The organism is Candidatus Poribacteria bacterium (genome assembly GCA_026702755.1).
Lineage (GTDB): Bacteria > Poribacteria > WGA-4E > WGA-4E > WGA-3G > WGA-3G.
Map to the genome: position 1 here is coordinate 41,059 of JAPPBX010000023.1, position 13,407 is coordinate 54,465.

The window sequence follows — 13,407 nt, forward strand, 5'->3', positions numbered from 1 at the left end:
TTGAAATTTCAACACCGTTCGGCTATCTGTTTTATTTAAATTGTTTAAACGAAAGGAAAACCGACGATGCTCTCAAGTTCAGGAGAACGATCTGAATCCAGATTTGGCAGCGGTGTTCCGGGACCTCAATACGGACACGGCTTCGGCACCGCACCTGTGTTTCTTGCCTCAATTAGTACGATTCTCGGGGCAATTCTCTTCTTACGATTCGGCTACGCTGTGGCACACGTTGGTCTGTGGGGTAGCCTCATGGTTATCGCACTCGGTCATCTCGTGACTGTTCCCACCGTTCTGGCAGTTTCCGAGATTGCGACGAACCGTCGTGTCGCGGGCGGTGGTGCCTACTATATTGTCAGCCGTTCCTTCGGCGAGAGTATCGGTGGCAGCATCGGAATTGCCCTGTACATCTCGCAAGCGATCTCGGTTGCCTTCTATATCGTCGCGTTTGCGCAATCTTTTCAACCTATCTATGACTGGGTTGCAACGACGTATGTGTTGACCCCTGACCCTCGTTGGGTAAGTCTACCTTTCACTGTTTTGCTTCTTGTGCTTATGCTCACGAAGGGGGCTGGTCTCGGTGTTCGCGTCTTGTGGGTTGTCTGTGGAATCTTAGCGGTCTCAATCACCTCATTTCTTTTCGGAACGGGCCCCGAATCGATCCAACCTGAAGGATTAAACCTTACGGCGCGTATTGAGGTCTCCGATAGTTTTGGCACGGTTTTCGCGACATGTTTTCCCGCTTTCACCGGTATGATTGCCGGCTTGGGATTGTCCGGTGATCTAAGGAATCCTCAAAGGAGTATACCCCTCGGTACGATCGGTGCAACGTTCGCCGGTATGGTCATATATGTACTTGTTGCGATCAAATTGGGGCAGAGTGCCACCCCTGAAGCACTTGCTGCCGACGAGTTTATCATGGCGAAGATCTCTCTCTGGAGTTCAGCAATCTACGTCGGATTGGGTGCAGCGGCATTCTCTTCTGCGCTCGGCTCAATTATGGTGGCTCCCAGAACGCTCCAGATGCTCGCTCGCGACAATGTGCTGCCTATCCCTAAGCTAAACCGTCTCATGGAGAAGGGTATAGGCGAGACGCAGGAACCGGTGTATGCGACCTCTGTATCTGGGATAATTGCGATTGTATTCGTGGCGATCGGTGAGTTAGACTTTATCGCCCAGATTTTGACGATGTTCTTCATGGTAACCTATGGTGCGTTGTGTGCGGTATCGTTCCTTGAGCATTTTGCGAGTAATCCGTCCTATCGTCCTACTTTCCATTCTCGTTGGTACTTGTCCCTGTTAGGCACTGTGATGTGCGGCTTGATGATGTTCCAAATCAGCGCGCTGTATGCCTTCATTTCAATTGGGCTTATGGCGGTAACGTACCTCGGTCTCCGTCGAAGTCATAGGGGACAACGTGACTTGACTGCGATCTTCCAAGGGACGATGTTTCAGTTGACCCGATGGCTCCAGATTACCTTACAGAAGAGCCGTGTTATCTCGTCTGAGGGTGGGTGGCGTCCATCGATTGTCGCAGTGACCCGATTCGGTGAGCGGCGACTCGGGCATTTCGATTTGCTCCGCTGGATATGCCACAGGCACGGATTCGGACACTTCATTCGCCTGTTCCACGGTGACTACTCGTTTTCCAGCGAACTCCAAGCGCGTATCCATGTTGATGAGTTGATTAAAAGGACGGAGGTTAGCAGAGCCGGTATCTTTGTCGATTCCGTAATTTGCCCGACGTTTAAACTTGCGCTGTCGCAAATACTACAAATGCCGGGAATTTCTGGTTTACCAAATAATTGTGTTCTCCTTGAGTTCGATCGAGATAACCCTGACGAAATCGAAGAGGTCCAGGAAGGAATACGCCTCGTTGCGAATTCGTTGTTCAATGTCCTCGTTCTGCGCTCAACGGGTTACCGCTTTGGATATCGTTCTACGATTGATGTTTGGGTGACAGAGGACAATCTGAAGAACGCTCCGATGATGCTACTGCTCGCGTATATTATTGTCGGACACCCGGATTGGAGACGCGCTGAAATCCGACTTTTTGCTTGTTCCGAGGCTACGGATGCTGAGCGTGAAGCGGATAGACTCTCGACGCTAATGAAAGAGGGACGACTGCCGATTTCGATGCATAACGTGACTTCTGTGTCATACGGCAGCCAAAAGGCTTTAGAACAGGAAGTAGAGCACCGATCCTCTCAGACGGATTTGGTCATCGCAGGCTTGACAGGCGAAGACCTCGGTTCTGAAAAATTAAGTCAAACGCTGCGCTCCTATGCAGACGCGAACGATGTCCTGTTTGTTCATGCAATCGAGCAAATATCCATTGATTAGTGGGATATCTTGATTTTTCCAAACAGACACTAAGAAAAAGGGAATGAAATGTTTTTAGAATTCATAGAGCGTTTAGGGACTTTCATAGATGCTATTATCAATTCACCGTTTAAAGGTATTCTCTTAAGCGTTATTACAATTGCAACTTTGCTCATTCTCAAAGCGATTTTAGGATATTTCGTTAGGAGGTATGTTTACCAGCACGCCCAATTGGAAACAAATGCCCAAAATTTCATGGCGGTGTGGGGTTATATCTGGACGGCTATTATTGCGATCTTCGGTATTATTAGTTTGGGTGGCTCTCTCAAAACGCTCGGTATCTCCGCGGGGTTTCTGGGTATGGTTTTGGGATGGTCCTTGCAAGCACCTGTCACAGGGATTGCAGCGTGGTTAATGCTAATCCTGAAACGTCCTTTCAAGATTGGCGATCGTGTTATTATCGCTGGCATCACAGGCGATGTCGTGGATATTACTTTAACGCACGTTATTCTCAATCAAGTTGGTGGGACGGTGTCCAGTGAAGAACGTTCTGGTCGCGGTATCCTCATCCCCAATGCGATTCTGTTTGGACAGACAATTACGAACTATACCTTGGAGGAGGAGTATATTTTGGTTGAAGTACCTGTTCGGATTACCTTTGAATCGAATTGGGAAGAAGCAGAGCGGATTCTGGTTGATGCAGCAAAGGTGGTTACAGCGGATGTCATCAACGAGGTTGGCGAAGAACCGTTTATCCGTGCGGAGTTGTTTGATGCAGGTGTAATGATGCGGTTACGCTACAAGACGCGTCCGGTGGACCGCGCGAAGAGCCTCAGTGACATCGTCAAGATTATTTTCCATGGCTTTTCCGAGAGTAAGGCGGTTGAGTTCTGCTATGCACATTCGGAAATCATTTACTCATGGAAAGACCAATCCGTATTACCAGCACGTCTTCCAGAGGAGTAGCTATGTCTTTAGAAATCTGGCGTGCGATACTCAATTTCAAATACATATCTGCGATATGGATGGTCTTGGCAGTGATAGGGGCGGTCATTGTCTATTTTCGTCTGACCTCGCGACTCCGAAAGTTTACCGATGCGCGCGCCTATAAGCCTGAGAATGCTGACCGCTTCTTTTTTACATGGCGTTACGTCTTCATGTTTTCGATCGGTGGGCTTATCATTTTTATGTTTTCCGATGTCTTTGGAATCATAGGACTGTCATTAGCCTTTATTATGACCCTGATGGGGTGGGGCATCCGAAACCCGATCATGAACTTAGCCGCATGGTTATTGATTATTCTGAAGAAACCTTACCAGATTGGAGACCGGGTTATTTTAGGTGTTACTATCGGTGATGTGCGAAACATCTCGATCATGTATACACAATTGGATCAAGTCGGAGGAACGATTGGCGGAGAAGAGAAATCTGGACGCAGCGTCATGATTCCGAACCAACATCTTTTTCGATGGAATGTAATTAACTACACACGAGACGAAAAATACATCCTTGATGAAGTGATCATTCGTTTGACGTACCGTTCAGATATAACGCGTGCCGAGCAAATTATGTGTCAGCAGGCATCAGAAGTGACAGCCGAAATATGTGAGGAAACAGGTGAATCGCCTTATGTGCGGTTTGAGTTGATACCATCCGGAGTCGTTGGTAAACTCAGGTATCGGGTCCGTGCTGTGAATCGGCAAAGTACTTCAACGTTAATCGTCGAACGAATTTCCAAGGCGTTTATGCGTGACGGGCAGATTGAGTTCGCCTACGTGAAAAGGGAGGCACTGCTAACACCGAAAGACGGACAGTTACTCCCGCCACAATACCTTTATACCGCGCGTTAGCGAGTAGGATAGCGTCAGATGGATGAGTTGGTTCAACAATTTCTTGATTTACTTCAAACGCGTGTCATCACTTTGGGTGAAGAACCTGTACAGGTTATCCAAATTGTTTTATTAATTGGGACTTTGGCGGCAGCATTGGTAATCGGAGGCTTTCTACGCCGGTGGTTTCGTCGTCTTTTCAATAGATTCAGGATGCCAGAAGACCTCAGGAATCGATTACTCGCAATCCTGTTCCTTATTGTTCTGGTTTTTGGAATTGCTTTGGCATTCCAGTTTGCTGGAATTAGCACAGGGTTCCTCGGCAAACTTTTTGACTACCCCCTCACAGATCTGTTTCAGCCTTCCCAGAGTGCCACTGAAACTGAGGTTGATGCGGAAGGATCACCTACTGAAGCCCGTGAAGATGTGCGTAAATTGACCTTGGCGAGGCTTTTTTATGGGTTCGTAATTGTCTTTGGAATGTTTATCCTGTCTAAATATGTGCAGTGGGTGCTACGGCGACAGGTGCTACAAGCGTTTCAAATTGCGGAACATACCCAATTTATCTTACTCCGTTTTCTTCACTTCAGCCTAATCATTATCGGTGTTATTATCAGTCTCAGCACTATCGGCGTGAGTTTCACAAGTTTAGCTATAATTTTTGGTGGTTTGAGTATCGGTATCGGTTTTGGCTTACAGAATATCGCCTCAAACGTGATTTCAGGGTTTATTCTGATTTTTGAACGCCCTATCAAAATTGGGGATCTCGTTGAGGTTATGGATGTTAATATATTTGGCAGAGTCAGTAGCATTAATCTCCGCTCGACAGTTATCGTTTCGCTTGATGAGAAGGAGCTTATCGTTCCGAATTCTCAATTAATTACGGAAGCGGTTCATAACCTCACGCACGCGAACAATCTGTACCGGCTTCGTATTCCCGTGGGAGTGTCGTACGGTTCAGATGTGGATCTTGTCAAGCAAGTACTACTTGATGCCGCAGATGAGCATTTCGGCGTGATCAAAGAACCAATTCCGAACATCAGCAACGTTACTTCTCCTTTCGTTCGCTTTATTGCTTTTGGGAATTCATCCTTAGATTTTGAGTTATTGGCATGGATTCCAGACTCTTTTCAGCGTTTCGATGTCGCCAGTGATCTCCATTTCATAATCTGGCATAAATTTAAAGAACATGATATTACAATCGCATTCCCACAACTGGATGTCCATTTTGATCCGCCGGAGATTGAACAGGAATCTTGACAGGGGAGTGTCCTATTGGTGGTTTAGGAGTGTCGGATGACATCGCCCTTGACGAGGTAATAGACCTCTTCGCCGATATGTGCAGCGAGGTCCCCTATCCGCTCCAAATGGCGGAAAAGCAGTAGGAGACTGATACCGGGTTGGATGAGTTTGGGGTGTTCGCTCAAAATGGTCAGCAATTCATTCAGCATTTTTTCATAGATTTCATCAACTTCGCTGTCCCGTTCTCGAATTTTTAGCGCATATTCGGCATCTCGATTGACGAACGCATCCAGCACGCCCTTTACCATCGACTGAATCACTTGTGCTGCATACGGTAAATCTACGAAGGGTTTGACCGGTGGATGTTCTGATAACTCAATGCTCCGTTTGGCGATAGCAACACTTTTATCTGCTATCCTTTCGATGTTGTGGTTAATCTTCATCGCTGTTGTTAGAAATCGGAGTTCTGTCGCTACTGGCTGATGGAGCGCGATCAGTTGGATACACGAGGATTCGATCTCGTTTTCAAGCAGATCAATCTTATCATCTGTATCAACAACGAGTTGCGCTAACGCTTTATCTCGCGTTAAGACAGATTCAACGGCTTGGCGTAGCATCTGTTCCACAAGCCCCGCCATTTCTAAAAGTTTATGCTGAAGTCCCGTGATTTCGTGTTCTAACATAGGAGGAGTCATCAGTTATCGGTTAAAGAGGGGTCCGTGGAAGCCACAGAAACCTCTTCCTACTGAAAACTGAAAACCGAAGACTGACAACTATTTTAACCTAATCTTCCTGTCACATACTGTTCTGTTTTGGTGTCCTGTGGGTTTGTAAAAATCCTTTCCGTCATTCCAAATTCAATTAATTCGCCGAAATAGAGAAACCCTGCGGTGTCAGAGACGCGAGCGGCTTGTCTTCTTTTATTCGTAACAAAGATAGGCGTGCAGTCTTCTGTCAGATTCCGTACGAGTGTCTCAACTTTGACGGTCTCAATCGGATCGAGTTCACCACACGGTTCGTCAAGTATTAGAATTTCTGGTTCAACCGCTAATGCACGTGCGATACAGAGAAGTTGCTGCTGCCCTGTAGAGAGTTGTTCTGGTGTTCCGTCTAAAATAGGTTCAACATCGTCCCAGAGTCCTGTTTTTTGGAGATTTTTCTGAACAATCGTATCTAACTCTGCGGGTCGATTTATGCCTGAAATCCGAGCACCATACGCTACATTCTCATAGATAGAGCACTGAAACGGTCTCGGTTTTCGGAACACCATCCCAATCTGTTTCCGAATAGCAGCGACATCCGTTTTTGTTGCGTACATGTCACTGCCCTTAAAAAGTATTTCGCCGGTGAACTTGAAATCCGATGTAAAGTCGTTTAAGCGGTTGATACATCGGACAAGCGTACTCTTACCACAGTTAGCGGGTCCGATAAGCGCAGTCACCTGTCCCTGCTGAACCTCAAAGGAGAGAGAATTCAGAATCTGCTTATCGCCGAACCACACATTTAGGTCACGGATGCTCAAGATAGGTTGCTTGCCTTCGGTTTGCATCGCTGGCACCGTGGGAGGTTGGGATTGCCTCTCCGTTTATCTCAGGACTTACGCAGCTTCCTCGCTGGCGAGGTTTGAAACCTCGCCAGCGGCGTGTGGTAGTCGCTGTTCGTAAAAAAATTGCGTAAGTCCTATATCTTTTAAGTATCAATTGTGTTGTGTTGAAGCCGGAACGTATATTTCAATAAGGAAACTGGAGGCGTTACTCAATAGTAGTGCACCTCCTAAAAGTAGAATGAATCTGTCGGGAAACCCTCTGAGTTCCGTTGTATAACTCCATGCCTGAATAGCGACGAGCAATGCAGCAGCGGCGAACGCACGAGCCATCGCTCTACATCCGCCTGCAAACATCCGTGGAAAAGCACGTGGCACGACCTGTTTCGTTAAAACTTGCCATTGGGTGGCACCTAATGCGTAAGCGGATTCACGGATTGGTGTTTCCACCGATCGGAGTGCTCTCTGCGTCGTCTTGATTGCGACTGGCATTACGGTCAAAATGAAGATTAACGTCTCCGTGTAAAATAGTGTGGTGTTACGCTGAAAGGATGTTCCTGCTAAAGCGGATCCCTCCGCATTCTGAAGAGTCGCTTTAAAAACACCAGCGTAGCCGAAGAGAACAGCGACCGCCAAAAGTCCATACAAAAGTGAAGGGATGCCAGTCAAAAAGGCGACCTGACTTTCGATGAAACGCCGGACCCAATTTGTCGCTGAAAGCCATTCTTCTACGTAAAAGGCACACGCTATTCCAAGCAAAATAGCCAAAAAACTGATCGGTAGAATCAAATTGAGATCGCCGAGCAGAGGCGGTAATCCGTCTGAAATGCCCGATGCTGGCGATGTTTGTATAGTCGTTACATCTGCTTTTTTCAGGACATTCCAAAAGAAAATAAGCGCGACAATCTCTATTACAACAGTAATGCTCAGCAAAACAATTTTTTTTCTGAGTCCTGGACGCATCATCAAGGAATTCATGATAGGTCGATCTTATTCGCGCGCAGTGTATTGGCTGCCAGTTATCAAGGCATTGTGCTTTCAGTTGTCAGAAATCCGTTGTGGCGGTTGCAGGCGTTTTTAACTGACACAACGATCTCTTGGCTGATTGCTGACGGCTGATTGCTATTCTTATCCGTATCGCATCTGCACATAATCCTCGGTTTTCTCGTGTTGTGGGTCTTCAAACAGTGCTTGGGTTTCTCTGTGTTCAATTAGTTCACCGAGGAACATGAAGAGACACTCTTTGCTGACGCGTCGTGCTTGTGCCATGTTATGTGTCACGATTAGAAATGTATACGTCCCTGCGAGGATTTCCATTAACTCTTCAACGGCACCTGTGCCTTTTGCATCTAACGCTGAGCAGGGTTCATCCATCAGAATGATTTTTGGCTTCAGCGGTAACAGGCGGGCGATACAGAGTTTCTGCTGCTGTTCAAGTTGAAGTGATGTCGCCCGCACCTTCAGATTATCTTTCAAGTCCTCCCAGAGGAAAACGGATGTTAGTGCCTCCTCAACAATCTGATCCGATTCTGCTCGTGTCATACTCCGCAGTGGCGAATGAATCCGCAATCCGAATAGGACATTTTCGTAAACCGAAATCGGCAACGGGTTTGGTCTCTGAAATACCATACCGACGGCTTTCCGAAGCTCCGGCAAAGAAACATCTGCATCGTAGATATTTTTTCCCAGAATCTCGATTTTTCCCTTTGTCGTAACGTTACCGTAGCGTTCGTTCACGCGATTAAAGCAGCGAAGTAACGTTGTTTTCCCACATCCAGAGGGACCGATAAGCGACGTTATCTGACCATCTGGTATTTTCGCGTTGACATCAATGAGTGCCTGAAAATCACCATACCAGAGGCTGAGATTTTCAGTTTCAATACTATAATTCATTTTTTTTCAAGTAGGGGTTGGGTTTCCCAACCCGTGAGCCGTTGGATCTCCCAACCCGTGAGCCGTTGGGTTCCCAACCCCTGTGGACAAGGGGACTATTCTGATTGCCGACGGCTGACTGCTGATAGCCAATTTACCCAAACGTCCCATTTACGTAGTTGTATGTAGCTTGATTCGCAGGATTTTCGGAAAAAATTACATCCGTTGTGTCAATCTCAATGAGATCGCCGTTGAGAAAAAAGGCGGTGCGGTTCGCCAACCGTTTCGCCTGTTGCACTAAGTTCGTGACGAGCAAAATCGTCATTTCTGACTGTAACGTTTTTAGGACCTCTTCGATACGCATCGTTGTAACAGGATCAACAGCAATTGAGAATTCGTCGAGACAGAGAATCTCCGGTTGGTGCGACAAGGCACGAGCGATTGTCAAACGTTGTTGTTGTCCACCTGATAGTTTGGTGCCAAGTGTATTTAACCGGTCTTTTACTTCGTCCCAGAGTGCCGCCTGCTGCAGACATCGCTCGACGATTTCATCGAGTTCCGATTTCGCGCGGATTCCTGCTGTCCGAGGCGCGAAGGCAACATTGTCGTATATGGAGAGCGGCAACCCAACTGGCAAAGGGAGCACCATGCCGATACGCCGACGTAAACCATAGACATCGCCAATTGTATTGATGTCCACGCCATCCAGTTTTACGGAACCTTCCACGGTTGTATCAGGTGTAAATTCAAGGGTCCTGTTGATAACCTTCAGGAGTGTCGTCTTACCGGACTGCGCGGGACCGATGATACCGAGAATCTCGTTTTGGTAGACATCAAATGAGATACCGTTCAGGGCGGGGCTGTCGCCATATCGCACCTTCAAGTCGGTAACCTCAATTACAGGCGTGTTTTGCGAACCGTTGTGGCTATTCGTTTGCATGCGTGTCGTCATTGCCTTCCATGGATTGATTTTCTGCGTCTTTTTCTCTTTCCTCTATTTGTTCGCGTTCCACCCGTGCTTCTGTCAACGCTGAGGCTAACAGTCCAGATGGGATTGCAATCAGTCCGACACCCACAAGGGTGACAAGTGCTGTGAAGGTCTTCCCACCTGGCGTTTTCGGGAAGACATCTCCGTAACCGACTGTTGTTAGTGTCACGATAGCCCACCACATGGAATCGAAAATGGAGCCGAAATCTTCAGGTTGCGCATCTTTTTCAAAATAGTGGATACCACATGCAGCGAGATAGACTAACATCAAGGACAAAATAACCAGTGCCAAGAGTTCTCGCCGGATTTCATTCAGTGCCTCGGTGAGCCGATCTACTGCTAAGATAAATCGGGTCGCCTTGAAGATTCTGAAAACTCGCAGAAACCGTAGTATCCGAAGGACACGGAACCCCGGCAGCAGAAACAGTGACGGTAAAATAGCGAGTAAGTCTATTATGCCGTAAAAACTGAAGATGAAATCCCGTTTTCTCGGCTCAATGTAGACGCGCAGGATATATTCTATCGAAAATAGGAAAAAAAACATCCCATCCACAATAATGAAGTGAAGTGCATGTGGGTCTTCACTATCAGATTCCACCACAAAAACGACAGCGGAAGCAAGAATCAGAAACTGGATGAGAGCGCTGCAGATATTCCCTTCAATGATCTCTCTTAATTTTTCTTTGTTCATTTTTATTTCTAACGGTTCTCAATAGATCGTTGTAGGGCTTAGAGTCGTTTTCTGTGCCACAACGTTCACCGGTTTCTGACTGCCGACTGCTGACGGCTGACAGCCATCCTACCATTTCTTCCGAGTTCTGAGATACACCCTTAGCACAATCGATGCTGCATTGACGAGTAAGACGCTGCCTACAAGGACAATTGCGGTCCCGTACGGAATGCCTTCTGTGACATCGGGAACCTGTGTTGAGATTGTAAAGAGGTGCAGCGATAGTGCCATACACTGTTCTGTTATATTATAGGCAAAAAGGTTTCCTTCTGCAATAGTTTTATAAAAGACGGCACCCGTGAACATAATAGGTGCTGTTTCGCCTGCTGCGCGCGATACTTGTAATATAACACCCGTCAGAATGCCGCTAATGGAGTTTGGAATAACGATGCGACGGATCGTTTGCCATCGAGTCGCTCCAAGGTTCCAACACGCCTCACGGAAAGACATAGGTACGGCTTTGAGGGCTTCCGTTGTGCTCGCAATAATTACCGGAAGCGTCATGATTGCCAATGTGAGCGAAGCTGCTAAGATGGATTCGCCTAAACCCGCAAAGAGCACGAATGCCCCGACACCGAATAAGGCGTGGACGATGCTCGGCACGCCTGCCAGGTTTACAACGGCTAAATTTGTAATACGCGTGAACCAATTCTCACGGGCGTACTCATTGAGATATACTGCTGCGAACACACCGATGGGTGCCGACACTAATAGAGAAACCACCACTAAATAGATTGTGCCAAGGAAGGGTGCCCAGAGTCCACCCGCTCGCATATTGTCCTTCGGATTCGTAAATAGAAAATCGAGGGAAAGGACCGGCAGTGCCTTATAGAAAAGATAGCCAATAATAAGGAGCAATGGAAGAATCATCAGGCTCGTCATCACGAGGAAGAAGATTCGCATTACATTCTCTATCCGCCGCTTCTGTTTATCAATTGCTGTCTCGGTGAACATTGTTTGTGGTGATGCCTGCATATCGGTGTTCATGTTTCCGTGTTATCCTTAAATTAATATTACTGCTCTTGACGGATACCTTTAATGACTAAATCGGCAATCAGATTCACCACAAACGTGATGGTGAAAAGCAGAATACCGATGATAAAGAGGACTTGATAGTGTTCGTCGCCCCTCGCGACTTCGCCTAATTCGGCGGCGATTGTTGCTGTAAGCGTGCGAATCCAAGAGAGGGGTCCTGACGGAATGTTCACGGAGTGTCCGGTTGCCATAAGCACCGCCATCGTTTCACCGATAGAGCGTGCAGCACCGAGCAGTACCGCTGCGAGTAATCCGTTTTTCGCTGCGGGTAGGAGCACACGGTAAACCACCTGCCATCGGGTCGCGCCGAGTGCTTCCGCCGCTTCACGATAGGAATCTGGTACGGCTTTTAGCGCGTCTTCCGCTATAGAGACGATGATAGGCACACTCATTAATGCCAACATGATGCCACCATTGAGCATTGTTAAACCAATCGGAGCGTTGAACACTGTGATAATCAATTGATTCATCAAGGTCAGTCCGATGAATCCCCATACAACAGAAGGGATGGCGGCGAGCAATTCGATGACGATCTTAAAAGTTTCTCTCAGTTTTGGGCTACAGAACTCCGATACAAAGATTGCCGCCCCAAGTCCAAATGGAACAGCGATACACATCGCTAAGACAGTGACGCTAAAGGTTCCGACAATCAAAGCGAAGGCACCATATCGTTTATTGTTCAGTGAGGTTGGCTGCCACTCTACGCTTGTTAGAAACTGTCCGAGATCTAAACCCTTGAAAAGGAAACCGGCTCCCTCCCGGAACACGAAGAAGAAGATACCGAATACAAAAATGATTGAGCTAATGCCACATAGGCGGATAAACAATTCAATCGCGGTCTCGGAAAACGGCAGATTCGCCCTGCTTTTTTTGCGTAGGATGTTCATATTTGTTGTTACTTATTTTCTAACGGTACAAAGCCGAGTTTCTCAACGATCTTTTGCCCTTCTGCTGACAAAATCCAGTCGAGATACATTTTTATTTCTCCTGCCGGTTCACCGAGGGAATACATGTACAGTGGACGCGCGATAGGGTAGGTTTTGGCAAGGACATTTTCAAGAGTCGGGGGATAGTAAGGCGAATCCGAATCGGCGGCAACCTCTAACATTTTTACGTGGGAGGTTGCATACCCCATCCCGCTGTAGCCGATCGCACATGGTGTCCTTCCAACAACTTCTACGACATCTTTAGAGCCGTGTAGATCCAAGGAACCGATGCCAAAATCACGGCTTTTGCCGAGAAGTGCCTCTCGGAAATAGAAATAGGTGCCCGAATTAGATTGGCGACTGATACGGATAATTTTGTCGCTTGGACATCTGCTATGCGAGATACCGAGATCGCTCCACTTGGTTATTGTACCGTTCTCGCCATAAATTTCGGCGAGTTGCGTAATCGTAATTTTGTCAATGGGGGTATCTTGATGAACATAGACTGCAAGGGCATCGTAGCCGACAATGAATTCCTGCGGGACTTTACCGGTGTTTTGCGTTGCGAGTTCTAACTCTTTCGGTTTGATTTGGCGACTGCAGTTCGCAATGTCTACCGTGCCATTGATGAGTGCAGCAACACCTGTCCCGGAACCACCACCTGACACCTCTACGGATGCTGTACTACTGACACCCGTGTACTTTTCTGCCCATGCTTGTGCCAAATTCACCATCGTATCCGAGCCTTTGTTTTTAATGGTGAATTGTGCCCCTTCTGCCTTTGCAACGCTTGCATCATCCTTAGGTGAACAACCCTTCATGACGAAGCCGCATACTAATACGACAAAAAGGCACAGCGTCATATAACCGATCTGACCGTTTATTCGCATCAATCTACCTCTCCTACCGAATTCTAACCTAAA

The 13,407-nt window shown here is 47.2% G+C and carries 13 protein-coding genes; 4 read left to right on the top strand and 9 right to left on the bottom strand.

Features of this window, described 5'->3' with window-relative positions:
- The first annotated feature begins 66 nt into the window (after positions 1–66).
- From OXH39_04480 to OXH39_04495, 4 genes are read left to right on the top strand one after another with little or no spacing between them, the layout of a single operon-like run.
- Positions 67–2,340, top strand: coding sequence for an amino acid permease (locus tag OXH39_04480; protein ID MCY3549694.1), 2,274 nt, complete (start codon positions 67–69; stop codon positions 2,338–2,340).
- Between the two features lie 48 nt (positions 2,341–2,388).
- A complete protein-coding gene (locus OXH39_04485; GenBank protein ID MCY3549695.1) occupies positions 2,389–3,285 on the top strand; it encodes a mechanosensitive ion channel family protein in 897 nt (298 codons plus the stop codon).
- A 2-nt stretch (positions 3,286–3,287) separates the two neighbouring features.
- On the top strand, positions 3,288–4,169 hold the full coding sequence (locus OXH39_04490; GenBank protein ID MCY3549696.1) for a mechanosensitive ion channel family protein: 882 nt from the start codon (positions 3,288–3,290) through the stop codon (positions 4,167–4,169).
- Positions 4,170–4,187: 18 nt separating this feature from the next.
- On the top strand, positions 4,188–5,408 hold the full coding sequence (locus OXH39_04495; protein MCY3549697.1) for a mechanosensitive ion channel: 1,221 nt from the start codon (positions 4,188–4,190) through the stop codon (positions 5,406–5,408).
- Positions 5,409–5,431: 23 nt separating this feature from the next.
- Here the strand turns inward: OXH39_04495 and phoU are convergent, their stop codons facing one another.
- The 9 genes from phoU to OXH39_04540 all read right to left on the bottom strand — a co-directional run bounded on the left by phoU (position 5,432) and on the right by OXH39_04540 (position 13,374).
- Positions 5,432–6,073 (bottom strand): phosphate signaling complex protein PhoU, encoded by a 642-nt coding sequence (gene phoU, locus OXH39_04500; protein MCY3549698.1) that lies wholly within the window; start codon positions 6,071–6,073, stop codon positions 5,432–5,434.
- A gap of 95 nt (positions 6,074–6,168) precedes the next feature.
- Positions 6,169–6,939 carry a phosphate ABC transporter ATP-binding protein gene (locus tag OXH39_04505; protein ID MCY3549699.1) on the bottom strand — a complete coding sequence of 257 codons (771 nt, stop codon included), beginning with the start codon at positions 6,937–6,939 and terminating at the stop codon, positions 6,169–6,171.
- A gap of 147 nt (positions 6,940–7,086) precedes the next feature.
- The gene (locus OXH39_04510; protein ID MCY3549700.1) at positions 7,087–7,911 is read right to left on the bottom strand and encodes an ABC transporter permease subunit; all 825 of its coding nucleotides are present in this window, start codon (positions 7,909–7,911) and stop codon (positions 7,087–7,089) included.
- Between the two features lie 150 nt (positions 7,912–8,061).
- Positions 8,062–8,826: a phosphate ABC transporter ATP-binding protein gene (locus tag OXH39_04515; GenBank protein MCY3549701.1), complete on the bottom strand. Its 765-nt coding sequence runs from the start codon at positions 8,824–8,826 to the stop codon at positions 8,062–8,064.
- 133 nt (positions 8,827–8,959) lie between these two features.
- Positions 8,960–9,757 (bottom strand): phosphate ABC transporter ATP-binding protein, encoded by a 798-nt coding sequence (locus OXH39_04520; GenBank protein MCY3549702.1) that lies wholly within the window; start codon positions 9,755–9,757, stop codon positions 8,960–8,962.
- Positions 9,732–10,484: an ion transporter gene (locus OXH39_04525; protein ID MCY3549703.1), complete on the bottom strand. Its 753-nt coding sequence runs from the start codon at positions 10,482–10,484 to the stop codon at positions 9,732–9,734. The genes OXH39_04520 and OXH39_04525 overlap by 26 nt, the downstream gene beginning before the upstream one ends.
- 108 nt (positions 10,485–10,592) lie before the next feature.
- Entirely contained in the window at positions 10,593–11,510 is a 918-nt protein-coding gene (gene pstA / locus OXH39_04530; protein MCY3549704.1) for a phosphate ABC transporter permease PstA, read from the bottom strand.
- Between the two features lie 26 nt (positions 11,511–11,536).
- Positions 11,537–12,445: a phosphate ABC transporter permease subunit PstC gene (gene pstC, locus OXH39_04535; GenBank protein ID MCY3549705.1), complete on the bottom strand. Its 909-nt coding sequence runs from the start codon at positions 12,443–12,445 to the stop codon at positions 11,537–11,539.
- An 8-nt stretch (positions 12,446–12,453) separates the two neighbouring features.
- Positions 12,454–13,374, bottom strand: a complete 921-nt coding sequence (locus tag OXH39_04540) for a phosphate ABC transporter substrate-binding protein (protein ID MCY3549706.1) — start codon at positions 13,372–13,374, stop codon at positions 12,454–12,456.
- Positions 13,375–13,407: the final 33 nt, after the last annotated feature.